Genomic DNA, 21,890 nt, shown 5'->3' with positions numbered 1-21,890 from the left:
CCGGGGGCCCCTCTGGCGAGCCCGCAATCGCCGGCGAGCGCGCCTGCCCTGCCCAAGATCCCTATCGAACCTCGGCGTCGCGCAGCAACCGCCGCACGATCTTGCCCGACGTCGTCAGCGGCAGCGCATCGATAAAGGCGACTTCGCGCGGATATTCATGCATCGACAGCCGCGTCTTCACCCAGTCGGAAAGGGATGCGGCCAGCGCATCCGACGCCGTGTATCCCTCGGCCAGAACGACATAGGCTTTCACGATCTCGGTGCGGACGGGGTCCGGCTTGCCGATGACGGCGGCCATGCGGACGGCGGGATGGCCGGCGAGGCAATCCTCGACCTCGCTCGGTCCGATGCGGAAGCCGGACGAGGTGATGACATCGTCGTCGCGCCCGAAGAAGCTGATATAGCCGTCCGCATCCATCACCGCCTGGTCGCCGGTCGTCATCCATTCGCCGATGAACTTCGCCTCCGTTGCCGCCGGATTGCCCCAGTAGCCGAGAAACATCACCGGATCGGGTCGCCGCACGGCGACCTGGCCCACCTGCCCGCGCGGCAGGACCTTTCCGTCACGGTCGATAATCTCGACCACATGCCCGGGCGCCGCCTTCCCCATCGATCCCGCCTTCAGCACGCCATAGGCGGCGCTGGAGGAAATCACGATGTTGCACTCCGTCTGCCCGTAAAACTCGGCAATCACGACGCCAAGCGCCCGTGACGCCTGTTTGAAGGTCTCGCGACCCAGCGCCTCCCCCGCCGCCCCGACCGTGCGAAGATCGAAAGCATACTGCGCCTTGGGATCCTCGACCGCCTTCATCAGCCGCAGCGCCGTCGGCGGAATGAACGCGTTGCGAACCTTCATCTCCGACAGGATGCGGAACGCCATATGCGGATCGAACTTTTGCGCCGGAGACGACACGACGGGAACACCGAGCAGAAGCGACGGCAACAGCGCATTCAGCAGCCCCCCCGCCCAGGCCCAGTCGGCCGGCGTCCACATGCGATCGCCCGCCTGCGGCAGGCCGGCATGGTGAAACTGGAAGCCGGGGAGATGGCCGAGCAGCACCCGATGGCCGTGCAGCGCGCCTTTCGGCGGGCCCGTGGTGCCGGATGTGTAGATCATCAATGCCGGATCGTCCGGCCCGGTGTCGGCCGCGGCAAAGCCGCTTGCATCCGTCGCCAAGAGCCGATCGAACCCGACCGTCGTGTCCATGTCGGCCACGCCCTCGCCGCCATCCGTGCAGACGATCAGGTGCAGATCGGGCAGCCCCGCTTGGAGAGCGGACAACCGGGCCACGCCGGAACGGTCGGTGATGACGGCGCAGGCGCCGGCATCCCGCAGCCGGTATTCCAGGGCTTCGACGCCGAAGAGAAGCGCCAGAGGCAGGGCGATGCCCCCGAGCTTATAGATCGCGGCATGCGCGATCGCCGCCTCGAACCCCTGCGGCAGCAGGATCGCGACACGATCGCCCGGCCGGACCCCGCGCGCAACAAGGCCGGCGCCAAGCGCGGAGGACCGCGCGGCAAAGGCACCATAGGTCAAAGCCTCGTGCTGCCCGTCGGCATGGAAATGCTGCAGGCAGACGCGCTCCGGCTCCCGTGCCGCCCAGGCATCGCTCACGGCCACGCCGATATTGAACCGCGCCGGAATGTCCCAGGCGAAATCCCGGATCAGCGCGTCATAGCGGAAGGGTAAGGTGGATGAGGTGGGAACCATGGACCGCCAAGCGAAGACAAGACCGACACGGCGGCCCCCCTGATCCTATCATCGCCCCGGTCGCCAGATCAATCGACGGCGACACGATCAGTCCCACGTCCTGACGCGCGCGATCTGCAGGCCCCGCGCGCGTCCCGCCTCAGCCATACTGCGCCATGTCGGTGCCGCTCAAGCCGTGAAGCGCATGAAACAGCGCATCCTGCGTCCGATAGCCGCTCTCGAAAAGCGCGATCGCAGCGCTTGCGGCACTCACGCCGGCCTGCGTCCGCATCCCGATCCGCCGCTCTGCGCACCACGCAAAGACCGCACTCGTGACGACATCGACCTCGGCCCGCTCCGGAATGCGGATGGTGGAAACTGGAAAAGAAGCCTGTGCCAAGAAAGCGCCTCCTGATCTGTAAGTGATGACTTCAGAATGGCACGCACTGTCCCCTTTCGGCAAACCGCTTGCCCCAACCCGGTTAAGAAGCCGCAGCACATGTCTCGACCTGATACACTCGCAACGACGAGCCCGGCCCGCACCGTGTTACCGCCCGCCAATAGCCCATACCCCGCCGCACAAGCGATGGTCCGAAAGCCCGCTTACGGAAAAACGCCCTTAAAAGGAGATATTCCGAAAAACCCCGGCCCCAAGCGCCATCGACCATCCAATCTTTACCAAGCCTTCAGGATTGGCATGCGATTGTCTCGTCACGCGCGGTTTGTAGAGCGTCCGCGCACCCCTTTTCCTCGCAGGCGACGCCCGCACGACGAGACCCTTCCGGCATCGCTCCCTGTGGTTCCCTGCACGGCACACGCCTGAGAAGACGGCAAAGCCCCTAAACCAGCGAACTCCCCCGCCGCAACCGATCGTCCCGGTTCAAGACCTCGGCAATATCCCGCGCATCCTGTTTCTCAAGCCCGGTCAGATCCCGCCCATCCGACGCCGCCGGCAGCCCGGTCATCTCATCGACGACCGTCCACACCCCACTCCGCTCCTGCCGCACCCCATACCGCCTCTCGACCATGCCAGCCTCATTGATCCTGCTGAGGAGGAGATGCGGTGTTAGGGGTGAACGTCAAGGGGGAGGCGCGAGGCGCGGCGGGATCGGGTTGTCCGCGACATCGACAGATTTTTACTGAGACGCTAAACACGCAGTCCAAGCGCAATCGCATACCCTTTCCCACGATCGAACGGCGTCATAATCTCCATGCAACGAAAGCCCGTAGGCCGTGTGGACTTACCTCCAATGCCGGGCGCAACAGGCTCGATGTAATCGTTGGGCTGAACATCGGCCGTAACATGCATGAACGCTTCGCCTTGAAGGAGCATCGGAGTCCATTGCTCACGGCGCTTCGAGCGGGGCACCTGGTCGAGCAAAGAGTTGTAATCCGGATTCTCAACAGGCACGGTGATCAAGGCTTGAGGGACGGGGTTCGGGATCTTCGCCGGCTGACGTGGATTCGGCACGGTAGGTTCGCTCACGGCGTAGCGAAGCAGGCTGCCATCGCCACCGCGTTTCGCATTGCCCTTGTCGTCAACGACATCGTCAAAAACGGGATGGGCCGGATTGGGTATGATTGACGGCCAGTCGGGGTCGGGCACGAGTGCCTGCCAATCGGGATCCGGTATCTGTTGCGTCAACATCTCTCCGTGGTCATTCGTGAGATAGCGGCCCGCCCAAGTAAACCCTGTATCACCTAACAGGATGGCATAAGTTCGCGTGTGAACTGAAAAGAACACATCGCCGGCGTTCGCCAAGCGCACTTTGCGACCATCCAACGTCACCAGAGCTCCAACCGCGATAGGCACGCCCGGCTCAGCGTTTTCAAACATCTTGGCAATGTCCGTGAAGACTTTGTTCTGCGTCAGAGTGCCGGAGATCTCGACATTTCCACTGTCGAAATAAAGATGTATCTTGCGGTTACTCGCGCTTGCGGCACCCCGTGCTTCACTCCCGCCTGCTAGGGATAGCGCCACATTGTTTATGACGCGACGACCCATCGCGACGGCTTGATCCGCTTTCGCCTGACAGAAGCTTGCTGCCATGACGAGACTGAACGCACCTGCCGAGAGACCGCCAGATGACGCCAGTGTGACGGCTCCCACATTATTCGACGTGTTCTCTTGCCCGGAATAGTTCCCGCCGCATGAGGCCTGCACAGAACTTCCACCTTTACCACTTTGTCCGACATTGACACCGAACGAAGCCGCTTTACCGACCACCGAACGCTGTGAGAACAAATTTCCGCTGTTATCGCCGGCAGCGGCACAGCCATTGGCAGTTCCGATATTGCCGCTCTGGTTGCCGGAGGCTTCCATGTAATAAACATCGACGTCGTCGCTATACCCGGAACCGCTGACGAAATTTGTAAACCCGGTAAGCGTTCCTTTCTTGTTGAAGACCGGGCTCGCGGTGGCAATGGTTGTCGGTGCGTTCTTCCGATCTGAAAAGACTAGCGCCCCTCCGGAGCTATAGCCCATACCCCCGGAGATAATCGTCAGAGATGTGTCGTGCAGCAGGCCTCGTGCTGGCTTGCATCGAATGTCCAAGCCATGTCCCCCGCCGGCATAGGCATCGACGGAGCCGATATTGAACGTATGTTGAGCGCCGGTATGGCTACGGCGCGTCGCCCCCTGAAATCCACTCTCGCCCGCATGACGGCTGAAGATGGAGGCGGCGAGAAAGGCGCGAAAACCATGAGAGGCGATCGTCTCTTCCGATGCTGCAACAACGGATTGAGGGATCTGCGCCCCAGACTGACGAGCAGCGAGAATAGCGGACACATTGCCGGTGGCCCAGGAATATATGCCTAACAAAACACCCGCACGTGACGGCCCCGTCGCCAGAGATCCCTGGGACCAAAGCAGCCCGAACAATTGTCTGGTCGAGCGCCCTCCTCTTGAGAGCAGACCCGTAATTGGACTGGCGTAAACACTATTCGACAGGACACCCGTGTCAGCATCCGACGAGATCATCCCATCGTTTTGATCGGCATCGAAAATAGTCCCGGCAATGGACCACTTGCCGTTCGTATATCTGTTGCGCATAGGCACGACCGAAACAGCATAGGTAAATTCGCCCAGGTCGAAATCTTTTCCGGTCACAACATTCTCAAGAGCCGCAAAATTATCATCATCATTGGTGACGCCATCGCGGAAGAAACTGGCCATCGGATCGAGCAAACTGCGCGCTTGCAGGACAGACGAAGTGCTTGCAAGTCTACGGCCCGTCTCCCCGAAGACCGCGCTTCCCTCGGCGGCTATGTCAAGGTTGGCCAACGTACCATCCTGAGCCCAGCCCAGAGCTTTTCCAGCCTCCGCTGGGGGAAATTCCGCTTTCTCGCTGGCCGAGGCCGCATCCTGCACCCGGTAAAGGGGCAGCGCCGAAGAATTCAAGGGACCCGTTCCGGCACCACCGGCTGTCACCAGTCCAAATTGGATAAAAGATCGCCGATTCATGGAATATCCGTTCGTTCAAAGGAGCAAGCTAGTCCTGACGCATCAAATGGGCATCTATCTGGCTGCCCACCTTCATGCCAGAAACCTGACTTAGAGAGCGCGCAGTTGCAACCAATGGTGTTCACACATTTCTCCGCTCGACCGCGACGTCGTTATGACGTCGTTAAAATGAGCGCGTCCCACTCAGCTTCTGAAGCAATATGGACTTAACGAAGGCAGCGGCGTTGACGTCGAACGCGACGACACTGCCGGCGCGCATGCGCAAAATGAACAGGCAACTTGTCGCCGCAAAGATGTTGCCGGCGGCATGCCAGACGTGACCATGCAGCGCATTTGACGGTTACAAGAAGCAGAGGCCGCGGCGCTGGGGATTTTCCAAATCCAGAATTAGAGAAGCTGATCAATCCTCGTCGACACGCCCTCCGCAGCGAACGACCGCTCACATTGCCCAGACGACTGTATGGACAAAAAAAAGCCTCTCAGTTAGAGCACCAACATAGGCCTGCCCAACAAGGGTAATATTCCACGGACCCTACCCTGGCGATTTTGGACGTGCTCGCTTCGACATTCCAAGCTACAAATTGTCTCAGATGCTCCACAAGCAAGGCCGGATCAATGAAAATACTGGCTTAGCATCGAGAGATGGTTGTGCGTCCACCGGGACATTGACCGTCATCAGGAGCGAGCAGGTCAGTCAAGCTTCGGCCATTGGCTTTAGCGAAACGTTCTCGGTGGCCGGCTGCAAAGCGGCGCCAAAGATGGAGGCAGAGGGTTGAGTAAACCGTGCGTGTTTGTCGATGAAGGAGAAGGCAATTGGACCAATCATCTGGACATGGATCGTCCGCCATATAGGCTTGAAATGTACGGACGCGGCAACCAGATCCGACTTGACCCGAGAGCTGACCTTTCAGGCTTTTTCATAAAAGTTAAGGGAAACAACAACATCGTAGCCATTGCGAAGGATTGCGTACTCCGGGGTCTTGTGTACGTACAAGGTAACAAGTCAAGCTTGAGAGTCGCGTCCCACACAACCGCTGCCGGCGTTCGTTTCAGTGTGGGCGCACGGGCTTCAATTACCGTCGGTCGTGATTGCATGTTTTCCCGCAATATCGAAATCAGATGTTCCGACGAGCACCCAATGTACGATCTTGATTCGCGGGAAGAAATTAACGCTGGCAGAAATGTAGACATTGGCGAGCACGTCTGGATCGGCGAAGGTGTGCGCGTTTTGAAGGGCATGACGATCGCCAGCGGCTCGATCGTCGGGACCGGTTGGATGATAACGCGCCCACTCACAGAGGCGAATGGCGTTTACGTCGGATCTCCCGCTAGACTTGTCCGATCACGGACAGCCTGGAGCCGAACACCGAACAGCATGGACTGGGACCGGGTCGATTTTACCCAGCCTGATTCCCCTGCGGCAGATACATCTGATCTGGGGACATAGCGCGGCTGCCGCTGACAGCGAGCGCACCAAACAGAGACATCGCGCGGGCGATGACGAACATAGATTTTGATATCGGAGAGAATATATGCACGTGCTGATATGGAGCCAGCCTTGGCCAACTCAGGGAGGCGACCTTTTCTTCGGTCTTAACGCCTTTACGAAAACGCTATTGGAGCAAGCAAGCGCTCTGATTGCTCAGAAGTGCAAGGTGACGATTGCATTTCCAGACGCATTTTCGGATCACGTCGATCGGCTCAAAGGTTCGTGCGAGCTTATTTCGCTGAATACGACTGATGTCATTCGTGAAATAGGAAGCTGGGCCGATCCCTCCGTTGAATTCTATTCAGACGGACAAAATTCCGCAATTTGCGATCGTTTGACAACCTATCTTGCCGACAAGCTCCCTAAAGACGTAGACTGTGTTCTTCTATGGGAGACGCCGTCACCTTACTTGCGTAATCTGTATCCCGACGCATTGATCGTCAGTCAGATGCCTGGTGCTTTCGCGCGCGCGCCTTATCCCCATACCATTACATTCGATACAGCAGGGCTTTATCGACACGGCACGATGTTCCAACATGCGGATCATATCGTTTCATCCGCTCCAATTGCGCCAGTTCTTTCGTCGTTCCGCGACACAACGATGCGGATCTTCAATCGGTTCCCGGTTCCATTAGCGGAAACGCTCCAATCGGAAGGTCGCCAGTTTTCGCTTTTACCCCTTCAGATTTCCGCACATTACGCCTTCAAGGCTGACACGGGCTTTTACTCCCAAGCCGAGTTCTGCATGAAGGCCCTGACTGAGATGGATCCGTCAAAAACGGTGATGGTCACTCAGTACGTTTCCAACATGTACCGAGATATGGTCATGACACCGGAGTTCACCGAGTTTCTTGTCAAGAAACACCCCAATCTGGTGTTCGATGCCGAAACCGGGTCCATTCCGTCGGTCAGTCAGCATCTTCTACAGAGCGCGTCCGAAGTGGCCGTCGCAACGTCCGGGCTCGCGCTTCAAGCAATGATCTGGCACACTCCCTTGAAGGTGATCGGGGAAACACATCTGGCCCCATTCGATCAGTCCAGGGTCAGTCAAGACATCCAGCGCGATCGGATTCTCTCTTTCGCACTGATGAAGAACCAGCCACTCGCGAGCAAGGTACTTGACGGGAAGTTCCTCGTCTCGTTACTCGAAGAATTGGCTGGTCGTCGAACAAGGCCTATAGAGGATCGGTTTCCCTCGTTTACTGACATAGATCCCCATTACGATGAGATAGTCTTGTCGAGCTTTAGAGAGAAGATCGTGGAGCGGGACTACGCGAGAGCAGGGCTTGTTGCAGAAAGCCCTTCAAAGGCGTCCCAGTTTGCTGATCTTCTCAAGACCCAATCGCCTCAACTCGTGTCTTTCGATCTCTTCGATACGCTTGTCATCCGTGGCTTTGAAGCGCCGGCGGACCTGTATCGTCTCCTCGAATTGGAGGTGGATCGCCGTCGGCTTGAACCGATCTTCGACTTTGCTGCGAAGCGTCTCGCTGCCGAACTTGCGGCGAGAACGGAGGCTCAAGGTGAAGAAATATCGCTTCAGGATATCTATGACCAGTTCGCTCTGGCGCTTGGCGTCCCTGCGAGCAGCTTAGCACCCTATCTTGAAGCCGAAATCGAGATCGAGGTTCGCGCCTGCCGGGTCCGGCCTATCGGACAGAGGATGTTTCAGGCCGCCAAAGCGGCCAACATCCCGGTCATCGTCACAAGCGATATGTACCTGCCGCGCCATTGCATCGATTCTATCCTTGATCGTACCGGCTATGATCCAGACCAAATCTATCTCTCGAGCGAAATCGGAATGACGAAAAAATCGGGATCGTTGTTTGATTATATCGCCGCCGAGCGCAGCATATCACCGGTACGTATGGTGCACGTTGGCGACAACATCAACACCGACGTTCGTCCGGCCGAGTCGAGGAAGATCACCGCATTTCATGTACCGAAATCATCGGATTACATATCAAAGCATCCTCAGCTGCTGGCTGCCTTCGGACGGCGCGTCCCTATGACGGGCCTCGGCCGAAGCGTGACCGCAGGCGCCATCGGCCATAAGCTTTTCGACGACCCGAAGAGAGCCACATTTGAAAGCGTCTCGCGTGGCGACCCTTGGCTACTTGGCTATACTGTCGTTGGGCCACTCGTTGCCGCGATGGCGACATGGATACGCCGATCCTCGATCGAGATGGAGTTGGAGACACTCCATTTTCTGTCAAGGGAAGGAAAAATCTTGAAAGACGCTTTCGACCGCGTCGCCGGCGTTGCCCCTACTCGGGCAAAGTCGAACTACTTGTTCGGGTCTCGACGAGCAATTCGCGTCGCGCAACTTTCCTCGTTCGAAGATATCATCGAGCTTGCAAATCAGACGATCGATAGCACGGCTTCACTCAACTCACTGCTAACGGGTCGTTTCGGACTGGAAAGTTCGGCAATTACAAGCGATGATCTTGCTGAAACCGGCTACAAAAATCTTCAGGCGGTCATTGGTCGAAGCGCTGTCGAGAAAGCAAGGCTGAGACAGCTCCTAAAACGGCTTGAGCCAAAGATCCTGGCTATCGCGCAGAGCGAGGGGACAGTTTATCGCGAGTATCTGAAGGCAAGTGGACTGTATAGCGACGAACGGTTTGCCGTGGTCGACGTAGGCTGGCATGCCAATATGCAGGGCAGCTTAGGGCAGATGCTCGGCAAACCTATAACGGGCCTGTACTTTGCCAGCCTGGAAGCCTCCACACGATGGAAGAGAGCCGGTCACACGATCCGAGCTTTTATGGGCGAAGACGTCATCGCGACGGACCGCAACCCGATCCTCTCCAACCGCCTGATGCTGGAGAACATTCTTTGTGACGTAACGCCTACGATCGAGCGCGTCCGCCAGTCATCCTCTGGGTCCTTCGAACCGGTTTATGCTGGGGAAACATCTCCTGATCGTCTCAAGTTGATAGGCGCGATCCAGCGTGGCGCGCTCTCCTTTGTTGACGACATCTGCCGGACACTCGGCCCAAACATTGCAGAGGTCAACTTCGGCCCGGACATCGCGACCGCTCTTATGGCGGATTTCCTGTCTTCACCGTCTGCCGACGACGCGAGACTGTTTCTCGGCGCACAGCTTGAGGATGCGTTCAGCGGAGCATCGACCCGGCATTTTATCTCACCGACCAAGGATGTTTCGGCATCCTATTGGAAGGCAGGATACGCGGCGCTCACGGCTCGGACCGAAACTGTACCAAGTGCAGCGACCCCCTTCGTGGCGAAGGCGGTTTCCCGTGCAACGATGGAAATTCTTCCGATAAAGAGAGAGCCGTCCGGACTGCAGAAGAGTTTGATGCCAATCGTTCGTCCGTTGGTCGCGAAAATCGGAAACGAAAGGGACCTAAGGAAGTTCAACGCAGATCCGGAAGGCTTTTTCGCCGACCTGCGCAACCCTTGGTACCGCGGAGTGGGAGCCGTTCTTTTTCCCCCGAGAAGATGAGCGAAACGCTTTAGCTCAACAGGATCGGAGCGCCGATCGGTTTGGCAAAATGACCGCACCTCCTTTCTGTCCTATAAAGATCAGATCGACACTTCACCGAAATAGTCTGATTATTGCGACTGGCTCCACATATTGAGCCAAGCGCCGTAATTGACCGCTAGAATGAAGGCAGATGCGGCAAGATCAGTCCGAGGCGAATGGCACGGATAGCGTCAGGGCTCGTGGGTCAGTCACGGCTCAGGCTCTGAATGTGAAACGACGCCTGTCGCGTCTAACAATCATTGCCAGATCCGTCGGTACCCGCGACGGTCGTGAAAAGCTTGCAGACTTCTGGCATCTTGATATCGACCAGATTTAAAGGTTATGTCCGGCTCTGCGTCCGGAGTTTATGGACGGCAGTAACGGAAGAGCTCACTCGTTGAATATCGTAGAATCACACTACAGAGTTGTGGCAGCCCTCGTGATCCGAGAGATGTCGACCAGATTTGGTAGCAAACCTGGCGGCTATGCCTGGGCTGTCCTCGATCCCGTCGCGCACATCACGTTCATGTCATTCATTTTCATGGGAATTGCTCGAACACCGCCGCTTGGTACCAGTTTCATTCTGTTCTTCGCGACCGGATATCTGGGATATCAGTTCTACCAGTCGGCAGCCGGTTATATAACCGGCGCTGTTGCAAGCAATCGAGCTCTTCTCGCTTATCCCAATGTAGCGCCGATCGATACTGTTATCGCACGGCACATTCTTCAGCTCGGCACCAATGTTGTGGTCAGTTTTGCTGTCCTGTTGCCAATACTTGCAGCTCTCAATCACCCTGCCCAAATCAATTGGGGGCCGCTCGTCGAGAGCGTGCTCGCTGGAAGCATGCTCGCGTTAGGAATTGCTTTCGCAAATGTCGTCTGGTTTCAAAAATACCCCTTATATGAAAAAGTATTCGGTATTTTAAGTCGCCCTCTCTTCATGTTGTCAGCTGTCTTTTACCTACCGGACTCTCTTCCCTCTCAGATGAGGGATATCATTCTCATTAATCCGGTGGCACATGTGATCATGTCTTTTCGGAAGGGTTTTTATCCAGAGTATCGTGCAATCGGATACGATCCATTTTATTTGTTCGTGTGCGCTTCGATAGCACTATTTTTAGGTTTGATCGTCTTCACCTCTTCGCGAAAGGTTTTGAGAGGCCGTTGAATTTAGGGGATGATCGCGTAGCTTGGAAGACAACTTTCCATGTAAACTTCAATTTTGACAACAAGACAGTATTATGCTCGGATAGGGAGCGCATGCTATGCCGTATACTCGACTTCTAGGCTCAGGACTCATTGTTTCAAATCCAGAAGATGACGGTTGCGGCGATGCAGATGGCTGAGAAGAAAGTGTGGGCGCATCGGTCGTATCGTGTAGCGATGCGTCGCCAGTCCTTGAGCTTGGCGAAGAGGTTGTCGACCTTGTGGCGCTGGCGATAGAGTACCTTGTCGTAGAGATAAGGAATGTTCCGGCTTCGGCTCGCCGGAATGCAGGGTTCGATGCCCTTGGTGACGAGCGCCTGCCGGAACCAGGTGCTGTCGTAGCCGCGATCGGCGATAAGGACGTTGGCTGGCGGGAGGGCGTTCAGCACGAGACGGGCGCCTTTGTGGTCACGCATCTGACCTTCCGATAGCAGCATGACGACGGGACGGCCTTTGTCGTCGCAGTCGGTGTGGAGCTTGGAGTTCAGGCCGCCCTTGGTGCGTCCGATACGTCGGGGAACATCCCCTTTTTAAGCAGGCTCGCCGCCGTGCGGTGGGCCTTCAGGTGTGTCGCGTCGATCATGATGCGCTCGGGCTTGGGATTTTCGCCCGCCAAAGCCGCAAAGATCCGGTTGAACACGCTGAGCCGACTCCAACGGATGAAGTGATTGTAGAGTGTCTTGTGCGGGCCGTAGTCCTTCGGCGCATCCTTCCACTGCAGCCCGTTGCGGATCACATAGACGATCCAGCTCACCACCCGCCGGTCATCGACCCGCGGCACACCATGCGCCAAGGGAAAGAACGGCGAGATCCGAGACATCTGACGCTCGCTCAGCAAAAACAAATCACTCATCACGGCCTCCTCAATGGAGACTGTGAATCGCATCTCAAATCAGATTAATAGGTCCTGAGCCTAGATCTTTGATGTTGTGCGCGTCCAAACGCCAGAGGATGTTCTCGACACGGTCACCGGGCACCCCTAGATTGATAAATGATCGACCAAACCGTTCTTGCTGCAGCGTCTTCGGCCAGAATTTCGCGAGTGAGTCGCCGACAAGCAGTGTCCCACCTTTGAATTTTTTCAGGAACTCTGCTTGCTTTCGCGTCTGTTGTTCCCAGACTTCATCTCTTGAAGACCGCTCGAACAACGGGGGAAAGGCCTCTATTTTGAAGTGATCATTCATCTCTTGGTCCTGTAACGCAGCAAGTCTGCAGGAATAGAGCAACGACGCTCGCGTCGCAACGCTCACTGCGCGACCATTCATGCTCTCGTGGACGTACTGCTCTCGCTGCGATTCAAGAACCGTGAGCCGCGAAATTCATAGCGTGGGGCATCCCAAAACTCTTCGCCCACCCCCCGACCACATCCCCGCACGGAAAATCAGTCCGCCATCACAAACATTGTTTCTTGCGCATCACCTTGCTAGGGATGCAGCATTCGGTCGCCGGGGGCGCGGAGCCTTTTGACGGATGCCGATACGCCGGGCTTTCCGGGACAAGCATCCCGTTCGATTTCAAGGAAGAATGACATGGCCGTCGCGCCCAATTCTGAAGTGTCCGTCGGCAAAGGTGCGCACAAGGTCACCTTTTCCAACGCCGGCCGGCTGTCGCTGATCGCGGGTCCCTGCCAGATGGAAAGCCGAGATCATGCGTTTATGATCGCCGGCACCATGGTGGAGCTCTGCACCAAGCTCGGCCTCGGCCTCGTCTACAAGTCGTCCTTCGACAAAGCCAACCGCACGTCGATGTCCGGCAAGCGCGGTATCGGGCTTGAGACCGCAATGGAGATCTTCGCCGATCTCAAGAAGGAATATGGCTTCCCGGTTCTGACGGATATCCACACGGAAGAACAGTGCGCGCTCGTCGCGCCGACCGTCGATATCCTGCAGATCCCGGCTTTCCTGTCGCGCCAGACGGACCTGCTGGTGGCGGCGGCAAAGACAGGCCTTGCGATCAATGTCAAGAAGGGCCAGTTTCTGGCGCCCTGGGACATGAAGAACGTCCAGAGCAAGTTTCTCGAAAGTGGCAATCCGAACGTGCTCCTGTGCGAGCGCGGCGCCTCGTTCGGCTACAACACGCTCGTCTCCGACATGCGATCGCTGCCGATCATGGCATCGCTCGGGTCGCCGGTTGTGTTCGATGCGACACATTCGGTGCAGCAGCCGGGCGGGCAAGGCGGATCGTCGGGCGGCCAGCGCGAGTTCGTGGAGACGCTCGCACGCGCAGCCGTCGCCGTCGGCGTCGCCGGTGTCTTCATCGAGACGCACGAGGATCCCGACAATGCCCCGTCCGACGGCCCCAACATGGTGCATCTGAAGGATATGCCGCAGCTTCTCGAAAAACTGCTCGCCTTCGACGCCATCGCCAAGGCTTAGACGCAATTTGGTCCCAAGGACCTTCGACACGAAGATATTGGAAGGAGTCGCGGCATGATCAAACGCGCTTTGCAACTCGTCGAACACGATGTGATTGATTCCGCGCTGCGGACACTCTCCTTCGGAAAGCAGGGGCTGGAAGCTCTCGAATCAGCCATGGCCAATGGCTTGGGCGATGCCTTCCGCAAGGCAACGGCGCTGATCGGCGACAGCGAAGGCCGGGTCATCATCACCGGCATCGGCAAAAGCGGCCATATCGGCAGCAAGATTGCCGCCAGCCTGGCATCGACCGGCACGCCGTCCTTTTTCGTGCATCCTGTCGAAGCCAATCACGGCGATCTGGGCATGATCACCGCGGCGGACGTTGTGCTGGCGCTGTCCTGGAGCGGCGAGACGGCCGAACTCCAGGGCATCGTGTCCTTCACCCGCCGCTTTTCGGTGCCGCTGATCGCCCTGACATCGGGCGAAAATTCGGCATTGGCACGCGGAGCCGACATCGTGCTGCTTCTGCCGAAGGCGACGGAAGCCTGCCCGCACGGTCTGGCGCCCACGACCTCGACGCTGATGCAGCTTGCCATGGGCGACGCCCTTGCCGTTGCGCTGCTCGAAGCGCGCGGCTTCTCGGCCACGGATTTCCGGGTATACCACCCCGGTGGCAAGCTCGGCGCCATGCTCTCGCATGTCAGCGATCTCATGCACACGGGCGATCACCTGCCGCTCGTGGCGAAAGGCTGCTCCATGCCGGACGCGATCCACGAGCTGTCGGCCAAGCGCTTCGGTTGCGTCGGCGTGGTGGACGATGACGGACGCCTGTGCGGCGTCATGACGGATGGCGATATCGCCCGTCATCTCGACGGTCGTCTCGGACTGATGACCATCGACGAGATCATGACCCACAATCCGAAGACCGTGGGAAAAGCGACACTGGCGACGGCAGCCATGGCGATCCTCAGCAAGCACGGGATCGCGGCATTGCTGGTGGTGGACGAAGATACGAGACCGATCGGGATCGTCCATTTCCACGACCTTCTGCGCGCCGGCGTGGCCTGAGGCTCGAAAGTCTTATCGGCTGAGGCTGAGCCAGGCCGCAGTTCTCGCGACATCGTCCTGAAACGCGACCGGGAGGCGAAGTGCGCCTCTTCACAAGGCCTGTTCGGGAGGGTTCGCGGCATTTTGCGCCAATGCAGGCCGCGCCCACAGAGCCTGGAAGCGTCCATGAGAGAGCGGCCGACGGAGGATAGGAAAAACACCTCTGGTGCCCCATGCCGGAGTCGAACCAGCACTCCTTTCGGAACTCGATTTTGAGTCGAGCGCGTCTACCAATTCCGCCAATGGGGCACGGAGAGGCAGGATCGGGATTTATACGGGTGGACGGGGCTTGGTCAACCGGATTTCGCGGGTTCGTGGAGCAATCGCATGGACATGCGCGGCATGCGGCGGGACGGTGTCGTCTCGGCGCGCGGGCCAAGCAAGTCCAGAGAAACGATGGTGCAGAGCAGCATCCGTTGTGCGGTTGCGATTTACAGGCGGCCCGTTCCTGCATAGAAGCTCTGGTATGCCTCTCGGGGCGTGTCTCTTTTCACCGTCGGGCTTGGGTCCTCCGCCTCAAGCCGTCCACCCCAAGTCTGGGCCCCTGCTCTTCCCGCTTGGGCCCCGCCCCGTCTGTCATCTGATCCGAGGATTTGCCGATGCTCCGCAGCCTTTATGACTGGACCATGTCGCTCGCTGCACGCAAGTCGGCGGAAGTCTGGCTCGCCGTCATCGCCTTCGTGGAAAGCTCCGTCTTCCTGGTGCCCGCCGATGTGCTGTTCCTGCCGATGGCGCTGGCGCGGCCCGAGCGCGCCTGGCGCTATGCGGCGGTCGCGACCGTAGCCTCCGTCCTCGGCGGCATTGCCGGTTGGTATCTCGGGCACTATGCCTTCGAAGCCCTGGCGCGGCCCATCCTCGAATTCTACGGCAAGCTCGAAGCGTTCGAAACGATGCGGGCCTCGTTCAGCAACGAGATGCTCGTTCTGTTGCTCGTCACCTCGGGCCTCGCGCATCTCCCGCCGATCAAGGTCGTCACGATCCTCTCCGGCGTCGCCGGCATCCATCTCGGCCTGTTCATCGTCTGCGCCATCGTCGCGCGCGGTGCGCGCTTCTTTCTGCTTGCCTGGCTGCTGCGCCGCTATGGCGAGGAGATCCGCCATTTCATCGAAAAGCGTCTCGGCCTGATATCGGCGGTCGTCGCCGCTTTGCTGATCGTGCTGTTCATCGCCTACCGCTTCTTCTTGCACAATCCGGAAATCGTCACGCCCTGACCGCGCCTGCCTAGACATGGAGCCACCTCGCCGGCTTGCCGACGGGTGCAAAACAGATTTCGATCGCCGGCGATATGCTGTAAGGCCTTCGGCAACAGCAGAACCAACCCGCCTCCCGGAGCCTGACAGACCGTGACCGCCATCCAACGCTCCCCCGCCCTTCAACGCTCCCCTGCCCTTTTCGCCGCCGTCCTCGTCACGCTGGGAATGATCGTCACGGTCGGGACCGCGCTCGGCTTCGAGCATCTCGGCGGCTATATCCCCTGCGCCCTCTGCCTCATGCAGCGCGAGCCCTATTATTACGGCATTCCCGTCGGCGTGCTCGCCATCATCAGCGCCGCCTTCCCCATGCCGGCCTGGCTGCCGCGGCTGTTGCTGGCGGTCGTCGCGATCATGATGCTGGTCGGTGCCGGCATCGGCGTCTATCATGCGGGTGTCGAATGGCACTTCTGGGCGGGCCCGGCGAACTGCTCGACCACCGCGCAGGGCGTCTCGGCCAATGTCGGCGACCTCCTCGGCGACCTCGACAGCAAGCATGGGCCCTCCTGCACGGATGCGGCCCTGCGCGTACTCGGCCTGTCGTTTGCCGGCTGGAACGTGCTGGCGAGCCTGGTGCTGGCGGCCATCGCCATCCGCGGCGCCGTCAAAGCGCGGTAGAAGCGAAAAAGGGCGCCCTCGTCAGGCGCCCTCGAAACCCATCGGCAATCCGTCAACGCCAAGCCTTACGGCTGCAGTTCGACATCCCAGTAGAGATAGTCCATCCAGCTTTCGTGCAGGAAGTTCGGCGGAAACAGCCGGCCGTTATTGTGCAGGTCCTGCACCGTCGGGTGATACGGCTTCTGATGGGGGAACATGCCGGCATTGCGGGGCATCTTGCCGCCCTTGCGCAGGTTGCAGGGCGAGCAGGCGGCCACCACGTTCTCCCAGGTCGTCTGCCCACCATGGCAGCGCGGAATGACATGGTCGAAGGTCAGGTCATCCGGCGAGCCGCAATATTGGCACTCGAACCGATCCCGCAGAAACACGTTGAAACGGGTGAAGGCCGGATGGCGCGAGGGCTGAACATAGCTCTTCAGGCAGACGACGCTCGGCAGTTTCATCGAGAAGCTGGGCGAGGAGACCTGATGTTCGTATTCCGCCAGAATAACCACACGGTCAAGGAAGACCGCCTTGATCGCGTCCTGCCAGGACCAGAGCGACAAAGGGTAATAGCTAAGAGGCCGGTAGTCCGCGTTCAACACGAGCGCAGGCAAGGCCTGAGGTGAGACTGCAATCGTCAAGTCCAGTGACTCCTGATCGATTCGGCATCTGCACTTCTATATTAGGCTCGTTACGTCAGGATTGTGAAGCCGAAAGGAAAGTGGAAACAAAAGATTCATTTCAGTTGGTTACGGGCCGAATTCCCGCGCGCCGCATCACGGCAGAACCGGTGCGGCATCCCGTCGCAGGCTGCTGGCATAATAGGCCCAGAACAGCCGGGCCGCGACGCTGCGCCACGGGCTCCAGGCGAGGCTGAGGCCCTCCAGCGCCCGTGCCGAGGGTCGGGCGTCCAGAGACAATGCGTGAGCCACGGCGCTTTGCAGCGCCACGTCACCGCCGGGAAACACATCGGGATGGCCGGCGCAGAAGACGAGGTAGACCTCGGCCGTCCAGCGACCGATCCCCGGCAGCGCGCCGAGCGTCCCGATGGCGGCCTGCGGCTCCAGGTCGCAGATCCCGTCGAGATCGAGCAGCCCGGCCTCCACGGCCGCCGCCGCTGCCCGCAGAGCCTTGATCTTCGCCCCCGACAGGCCGACCGCGCGGCACTCCGCCTCGGCAAGCGAAAGGAAGGCCGGCGCATCCACCGTTCCCAGCCGCAGCACGAGCCGGTTCCAGATCGCGGCCGCACTCGCCTTGGAGATCATCTGCGACACGATGATGGCGGCGAGCCCGGAAAAACCGGGTTCGGATCGCCGAAGCGGCACGGGCCCCGCGGCTGCAATCACGGGCGCGAGCCGGGGGTCGAGAGCACTGAGAGCCGCAAGTCCCCGGCAAACGTCGTGATCGCTTGAAATCCGCATGGCGGCGCACCTCTCTCGGGCTTGGTTCGGCGGCCCTTTGATGGCAGAAGAAGGCATGCCGCACAGCCTGTCAAAGCCCCCGGTATATCGCTTCGCGCCGAGCCCCAACGGCCTCCTTCACCTCGGCCATGCGCTCTCGGCGATGCTGAACGCGCGCTTTGCCGCGGAGACCGGCGGGCGGCTCCTGCTGCGGATGGAAGATATCGACCTCACCCGGTGCAAGCCCGCATTCGAGCAGGCGATTCTCGAGGATCTCGCCTGGCTCGGCATCCCCTTCGAAGAGCCGGTGCGGCGACAATCCGAGCATTTCCCAGATTACGACAAGGCGCTCGATCGCCTCAGGACGCGCGGCCTCGTCTATCCCGCCTTTCTCACCCGCGGCGAGATCCGCGCCCATGTCGCGGCGATCGAAGCGGCGGGGGGCAGATGGCCGCGCGATCCGGACGGCGCACTGCTCTACCCCGGCCCGGAGCGAAGCTGGGGCGAGGGGCAGAGAAAGGATGCGGTCGCCGCAGCGACGGCCGCCGGGCGACCCTATGCCTGGCGGCTCGACATGGCGAAGGCCTGTCGCGCCATCGGCCAGCCGCTCACCTGGCAGGAAACCGGCATCGGCCAGCAGCAGGGGTCGGGGGACAAGCGAGACACGCAAAGCGCCATCGTCGCAGCGCCGGAAGCCTGGGGCGACGTCATCCTGTCGCGGCCGGATGCACCCTCCAGCTATCACCTCTCGGTCACGGTCGACGATGCCTTGCAGTGCGTGACGCATGTCGTGCGCGGGCAGGATCTCTTCCAGGCGACCGCCGTGCACCGCCTGCTCCAGACGCTGCTCGAGCTGCCGGAACCGGTCTACCATCACCATCGTCTCGTCCTCGGGCCGGATGGGCGCAAGCTCTCGAAAAGCCATCGCGATACGGCCCTTCGGGCACTCAAGGACCGAGGCCTCTCAGCGGCCGATGTCCGCGCGCTTCTCCTCTGAAGGCGCGACGGTTCCCTCGTCCGACGGCGCTTCCGGAAGGGCGATGTCGCGCGTGGCGGTCTCCTCCACCGGCATGCCGCGGAAATGGCGGATCACCATGCGCTTGACCTTGTACTTCATGATCGCCGCATTGATCTCCGCGCCGATGATGAAGATGGCGCCGAGCATATAGAGGAAGACCAGCACGATCATGATCGAGGCGAGACCGGCATAGGTCGAGACGTAGTTGGCGAAGTTCGAGAGGTAGGAGGCGAAACCGACGGCACCGATCGTCCACGCGACGAGCGTGATGACGATGCCCGGCAGCACGTCCATGATCTTGCGCCGGCCGTCCGGCAGCCACAGGTGCGAGACGATCAGCCCCCCGGTGAGGATCAGCAGAGCCAGCGCCAGGCCCCAATTGTCGACCATCGACAGAAGCTCGTCGAGCCAGGGCAGCCAGCGGTCGGCGTAGCGCAGCGCCAGCGGCACGGCGACGAGCAGCAGGCTGACGAAGGCAAGGATGACGACCCCGGCCAGCACGAAGCCGAGGCTGGCGATGCGCGTCACGTACCAGGGCCGGCTCTCGGCCACCCGGTAGGCCCGGTTGAGCGAGATGCGCAGCGCCTCGACGCCGTTGGAGGCGAAATAGGCGGCCGCCAGCACCGAGACCGTGAGCAGCCCGCCGCGCGGCGTGGTCAGCACCTGGACGATCTCGTCGGCGATCGGCTTGGCGATCGACGGCGGCCATGTGTCGAAGATCAGGTGCACGGCGGTCGTGGCGAACTGGTCGGCGCCGAGAAAGCTGCCGAGCGCGGTGCCGAAGATCAGGAACGGAAAGATCGCGAGCAGAGACGACAGGGCCACGTGGCTGGCCATCGCCCAGCCGTCATCGTCGCTGAAATGCCACAGCGCATCGAATGTGACCTTCCAGGCCATACGCAGGAACAACGGCATCCGGTCTCCGCTTTCAAGGGCGCGACGTCCCCTCCCTCGAAAGACGATGCGCGCCGCGATTTGGTTTCATGCACGTCCAGTCGCGTCCCGGCCGACGTTTGGGGCCGCAGACGCCGCCACATTGTCACCTGCTGTCGAATATGGGAAACCAGCGCTCCAAGTCCACAGGCTGAAATGCCGAGAGACGCAGTCCAGAGCGACGAGACTTCATGACCGACAGCCCCCATCGGGATCGACCGACCATCATCGTCACGGGATGTTCCTCCGGCATCGGCGCCTATGCCGCAAGGGCCCTCACCCGCGATGGCTGGCGCGTCTTCGCCACCGTGCGGCGGGAGGAGGATCGCGTCGGTCTCGAGGCCGAGGGCATCGAGACCTTTCTCATGGATTATACCCGCACGGAGACGATCGCGGCGCTGGTCGAGGCGGTCCTTGCGCGGACCGGCGGGCGGCTGGATGCGCTTTTCAACAACGGCGCCTATGGGCAGGCAGGCGCGGTCGAGGACCTGCCGACGGAGGCGCTGCGCCTGCAGCTCGAAACCAACGTCATCGGCTGGCACGATCTCACCCGCCGGGTCATCCCGGCCATGCGGGCGCAGGGCCACGGCCGCATCGTGCAGTGCTCCTCCATTCTCGGCATCGTGCCCTACCGCTGGCGCGGCGCCTATAACGCGTCCAAGTTCGCCATCGAGGGCCTGTCGCTCACCCTGCGCATGGAGCTTGCCGGCTCGGGCATCGAAGTCAGCCTCATCGAGCCCGGCCCGATCGAATCACGTTTCACCGCCACGGCCGTCACGCATATCCGCCGCCATATCGATCTCGAAGGCTCGGTCCACCGCGCGGAATATGAACGGCAGATGCGCCGGCTGACCGGCGAAAGCGGCCCGTCCAGGGGAAAATTGGGGCCGGAGGCCGTTTATGCCGTTCTTGTGAAAGCTCTGAAGGCAAAACGCCCGAAGCCGCACTATATTGTGACTCAACCGGCCAAACAGGGCGCGCGGTTGAAAAAACTGCTTCCGGCGGCCCTGTTCTATCGCATTATCGGGCGTCTCGGCTGAGCGGCCGGATCCTCTCTGGTGGGACGGCGAGCGGCCGTCAGAAAGACTGCGCATGAGTTCCTTCCTTACCGGCCTCACACTCCTTGTGATGGGCCTCGTCGTCATCGTGCTGGTGCGTGGCCTGATCAACATGGCCAAGGGCGGCAGCGGCAATGCCTCCAACAAGCTGATGCAGGCCCGCGTCCTGCTGCAGGCGGTCGCCATCGGCCTGATCATGCTGACGCTCTGGATCACCGGCGGAGGACGCTGAGATGGTCAAGCTCAACAAGATCTATACCCGCACGGGTGACGACGGCACGACGGGCCTCGCCGCCGGCCCGCGTCGCTTCAAGAACGACCTGCGGATCGAGTGCTACGGCACGATCGACGAGACGAATGCCGCCATCGGCATGGCGCGGCTCACCACGGCGAGCGAACCGGAGGTCGACGAGATGCTGAAACGCGTCCAGAACGACCTGTTCGACCTCGGCGCCGATCTCTCGACGCCGGATACCGGGGAAACGCTGCCCTACGAGCCGCTGCGCATCGTCGCCGGCCAGGTCGCGCGGCTGGAAACCGAGATCGACCGCCTGAATGCCGACCTCGAGCCTCTGCGCTCCTTCGTGCTGAATGGCGGCACACCGGCCGCAGCCCACCTGCACCTCGCCCGCACCATCGCGCGCCGCGCGGAGCGTTCCATGGTCGCGCTGTCCCACACGCCCGGCGAGACGGTCAGCCCGGCGGCGCTCGAATATGTCAACCGGCTCTCCGATTTCCTCTTCGTCGCCGCCCGCTGGCTGAACGATCGCGGCCGCGGCGACGTCCTCTGGATACCCGGTCTTACAAGGTAAAGCCAAGGCTTACACGGTAA

Annotated in this window: 19 protein-coding genes and 1 tRNA gene; 10 read left to right on the top strand and 10 right to left on the bottom strand. The window is 60.2% G+C overall.

Annotated elements, in window-relative coordinates; translation table 11 throughout:
• Positions 1-61: 61 nt before the first annotated feature.
• From C8J36_RS22480 to C8J36_RS22465, 4 genes are all read right to left on the bottom strand, one after another.
• A complete protein-coding gene (locus C8J36_RS22480; protein WP_132537531.1) occupies positions 62-1,711 on the bottom strand; it encodes an AMP-binding protein in 1,650 nt (549 codons plus the stop codon).
• Positions 1,712-1,850: 139 nt separating this feature from the next.
• A complete protein-coding gene (locus C8J36_RS22475; protein ID WP_132537530.1) occupies positions 1,851-2,090 on the bottom strand; it encodes a hypothetical protein in 240 nt (79 codons plus the stop codon).
• Between the two features lie 439 nt (positions 2,091-2,529).
• Positions 2,530-2,718: a hypothetical protein gene (locus C8J36_RS22470; RefSeq protein ID WP_132537529.1), complete on the bottom strand. Its 189-nt coding sequence runs from the start codon at positions 2,716-2,718 to the stop codon at positions 2,530-2,532.
• 119 nt (positions 2,719-2,837) lie between these two features.
• Positions 2,838-5,153 carry a peptidase G2 autoproteolytic cleavage domain-containing protein gene (locus tag C8J36_RS22465; RefSeq protein WP_132537528.1) on the bottom strand — a complete coding sequence of 772 codons (2,316 nt, stop codon included), beginning with the start codon at positions 5,151-5,153 and terminating at the stop codon, positions 2,838-2,840.
• A 1,532-nt stretch (positions 5,154-6,685) separates the two neighbouring features.
• On the opposite strand from C8J36_RS22465, the gene C8J36_RS22460 reads away from it, so the two are divergent.
• Together C8J36_RS22460 and C8J36_RS22455 are read left to right on the top strand one after the other, a co-directional pair.
• Positions 6,686-10,108, top strand: coding sequence for an HAD family hydrolase (locus C8J36_RS22460; RefSeq protein WP_132537527.1), 3,423 nt, complete (start codon positions 6,686-6,688; stop codon positions 10,106-10,108).
• A 418-nt stretch (positions 10,109-10,526) separates the two neighbouring features.
• Positions 10,527-11,297 (top strand): ABC transporter permease, encoded by a 771-nt coding sequence (locus C8J36_RS22455; RefSeq protein ID WP_132537526.1) that lies wholly within the window; start codon positions 10,527-10,529, stop codon positions 11,295-11,297.
• A gap of 136 nt (positions 11,298-11,433) precedes the next feature.
• Here the strand turns inward: C8J36_RS22455 and C8J36_RS22450 are convergent.
• Both C8J36_RS22450 and C8J36_RS22445 read right to left on the bottom strand, forming a co-directional pair.
• A protein-coding gene (locus tag C8J36_RS22450) for an IS5 family transposase (RefSeq protein WP_132537525.1) occupies positions 11,434-12,188 on the bottom strand; the annotation gives its coding sequence in 2 pieces (ribosomal slippage) (positions 11,434-11,855 and positions 11,855-12,188; 756 coding nt in all).
• Between the two features lie 34 nt (positions 12,189-12,222).
• Positions 12,223-12,519: a hypothetical protein gene (locus C8J36_RS22445; protein WP_132537524.1), complete on the bottom strand. Its 297-nt coding sequence runs from the start codon at positions 12,517-12,519 to the stop codon at positions 12,223-12,225.
• Between the two features lie 345 nt (positions 12,520-12,864).
• Here C8J36_RS22445 and kdsA point away from each other — a divergent pair, with 345 nt between their 5' ends.
• Complete coding sequence (kdsA, locus tag C8J36_RS22440) at positions 12,865-13,710, top strand: 3-deoxy-8-phosphooctulonate synthase (protein ID WP_132537523.1); 846 nt, start codon at positions 12,865-12,867, stop codon at positions 13,708-13,710.
• A gap of 54 nt (positions 13,711-13,764) precedes the next feature.
• Positions 13,765-14,760, top strand: a complete 996-nt coding sequence (locus C8J36_RS22435) for a KpsF/GutQ family sugar-phosphate isomerase (RefSeq protein ID WP_062595659.1) — start codon at positions 13,765-13,767, stop codon at positions 14,758-14,760.
• A 203-nt stretch (positions 14,761-14,963) separates the two neighbouring features.
• Here C8J36_RS22435 and C8J36_RS22430 read toward each other — a convergent pair.
• A tRNA-Leu gene (locus C8J36_RS22430) sits at positions 14,964-15,048 on the bottom strand.
• A 350-nt stretch (positions 15,049-15,398) separates the two neighbouring features.
• Here C8J36_RS22430 and C8J36_RS22425 point away from each other — a divergent pair.
• On the top strand, positions 15,399-16,010 hold the full coding sequence (locus C8J36_RS22425) for a YqaA family protein (RefSeq protein ID WP_062595660.1): 612 nt from the start codon (positions 15,399-15,401) through the stop codon (positions 16,008-16,010).
• A 141-nt stretch (positions 16,011-16,151) separates the two neighbouring features.
• Entirely contained in the window at positions 16,152-16,667 is a 516-nt protein-coding gene (locus C8J36_RS22420) for a disulfide bond formation protein B (RefSeq protein WP_245506704.1), read from the top strand.
• 65 nt (positions 16,668-16,732) lie between these two features.
• Here C8J36_RS22420 and C8J36_RS22415 read toward each other — a convergent pair whose 3' ends face one another.
• Positions 16,733-17,290 (bottom strand): HNH endonuclease, encoded by a 558-nt coding sequence (locus C8J36_RS22415; protein WP_062474798.1) that lies wholly within the window; start codon positions 17,288-17,290, stop codon positions 16,733-16,735.
• 135 nt (positions 17,291-17,425) lie between these two features.
• Positions 17,426-18,070 (bottom strand): DNA-3-methyladenine glycosylase, encoded by a 645-nt coding sequence (locus tag C8J36_RS22410; protein ID WP_132537522.1) that lies wholly within the window; start codon positions 18,068-18,070, stop codon positions 17,426-17,428.
• A 55-nt stretch (positions 18,071-18,125) separates the two neighbouring features.
• Between C8J36_RS22410 and gluQRS the strand changes: the two genes are divergently transcribed.
• Positions 18,126-19,046: a tRNA glutamyl-Q(34) synthetase GluQRS gene (gene gluQRS / locus C8J36_RS22405; RefSeq protein ID WP_207897596.1), complete on the top strand. Its 921-nt coding sequence runs from the start codon at positions 18,126-18,128 to the stop codon at positions 19,044-19,046.
• Here the strand turns inward: gluQRS and C8J36_RS22400 are convergent.
• The gene (locus tag C8J36_RS22400; protein ID WP_132537520.1) at positions 19,014-19,982 is read right to left on the bottom strand and encodes a YihY/virulence factor BrkB family protein; all 969 of its coding nucleotides are present in this window, start codon (positions 19,980-19,982) and stop codon (positions 19,014-19,016) included. The two genes, gluQRS and C8J36_RS22400, sit on opposite strands and share 33 nt — an antisense overlap.
• A gap of 209 nt (positions 19,983-20,191) precedes the next feature.
• On the opposite strand from C8J36_RS22400, the gene C8J36_RS22395 reads away from it, so the two are divergent.
• Genes C8J36_RS22395 through C8J36_RS22385 form a run of 3 tightly spaced genes read left to right on the top strand, consistent with a single transcriptional unit; the run spans position 20,192 to position 21,870 of the window.
• Positions 20,192-21,040: an SDR family oxidoreductase gene (locus tag C8J36_RS22395; protein WP_132537519.1), complete on the top strand. Its 849-nt coding sequence runs from the start codon at positions 20,192-20,194 to the stop codon at positions 21,038-21,040.
• A 52-nt stretch (positions 21,041-21,092) separates the two neighbouring features.
• Positions 21,093-21,290, top strand: coding sequence for a twin transmembrane helix small protein (locus C8J36_RS22390; RefSeq protein WP_062474808.1), 198 nt, complete (start codon positions 21,093-21,095; stop codon positions 21,288-21,290).
• Position 21,291: 1 nt separating this feature from the next.
• On the top strand, positions 21,292-21,870 hold the full coding sequence (locus tag C8J36_RS22385) for a cob(I)yrinic acid a,c-diamide adenosyltransferase (RefSeq protein ID WP_132537518.1): 579 nt from the start codon (positions 21,292-21,294) through the stop codon (positions 21,868-21,870).
• The last annotated feature ends 20 nt before the right edge of the window (positions 21,871-21,890 follow it).

The organism is Rhizobium sp. PP-F2F-G48 (genome assembly GCF_004342335.1).
GTDB lineage: Bacteria > Pseudomonadota > Alphaproteobacteria > Rhizobiales > Rhizobiaceae > Ferranicluibacter.
Note: the sequence above shows the minus strand (reverse complement) of the source record. Positions and strands in the feature narration are given on the sequence as shown.

Coding starts and splice junctions, on each gene's coding strand:
- C8J36_RS22395 (WP_132537519.1), top strand. CDS start 20,192: ATGACCGACAGCCCCCATCGGGATCGACCGACCATCATCGTCACGGGA.
- C8J36_RS22480 (WP_132537531.1), bottom strand. CDS start 1,711: ATGGTTCCCACCTCATCCACCTTACCCTTCCGCTATGACGCGCTGATC.
- C8J36_RS22470 (WP_132537529.1), bottom strand. CDS start 2,718: ATGGTCGAGAGGCGGTATGGGGTGCGGCAGGAGCGGAGTGGGGTGTGG.
- C8J36_RS22435 (WP_062595659.1), top strand. CDS start 13,765: ATGATCAAACGCGCTTTGCAACTCGTCGAACACGATGTGATTGATTCC.
- kdsA (WP_132537523.1), top strand. CDS start 12,865: ATGGCCGTCGCGCCCAATTCTGAAGTGTCCGTCGGCAAAGGTGCGCAC.
- C8J36_RS22385 (WP_132537518.1), top strand. CDS start 21,292: ATGGTCAAGCTCAACAAGATCTATACCCGCACGGGTGACGACGGCACG.
- C8J36_RS22465 (WP_132537528.1), bottom strand. CDS start 5,153: ATGAATCGGCGATCTTTTATCCAATTTGGACTGGTGACAGCCGGTGGT.
- gluQRS (WP_207897596.1), top strand. CDS start 18,126: ATGCCGCACAGCCTGTCAAAGCCCCCGGTATATCGCTTCGCGCCGAGC.
- C8J36_RS22460 (WP_132537527.1), top strand. CDS start 6,686: ATGCACGTGCTGATATGGAGCCAGCCTTGGCCAACTCAGGGAGGCGAC.
- C8J36_RS22400 (WP_132537520.1), bottom strand. CDS start 19,982: ATGCCGTTGTTCCTGCGTATGGCCTGGAAGGTCACATTCGATGCGCTG.
- C8J36_RS22390 (WP_062474808.1), top strand. CDS start 21,093: ATGAGTTCCTTCCTTACCGGCCTCACACTCCTTGTGATGGGCCTCGTC.
- C8J36_RS22410 (WP_132537522.1), bottom strand. CDS start 18,070: ATGCGGATTTCAAGCGATCACGACGTTTGCCGGGGACTTGCGGCTCTC.
- C8J36_RS22445 (WP_132537524.1), bottom strand. CDS start 12,519: ATGAATGATCACTTCAAAATAGAGGCCTTTCCCCCGTTGTTCGAGCGG.
- C8J36_RS22425 (WP_062595660.1), top strand. CDS start 15,399: ATGCTCCGCAGCCTTTATGACTGGACCATGTCGCTCGCTGCACGCAAG.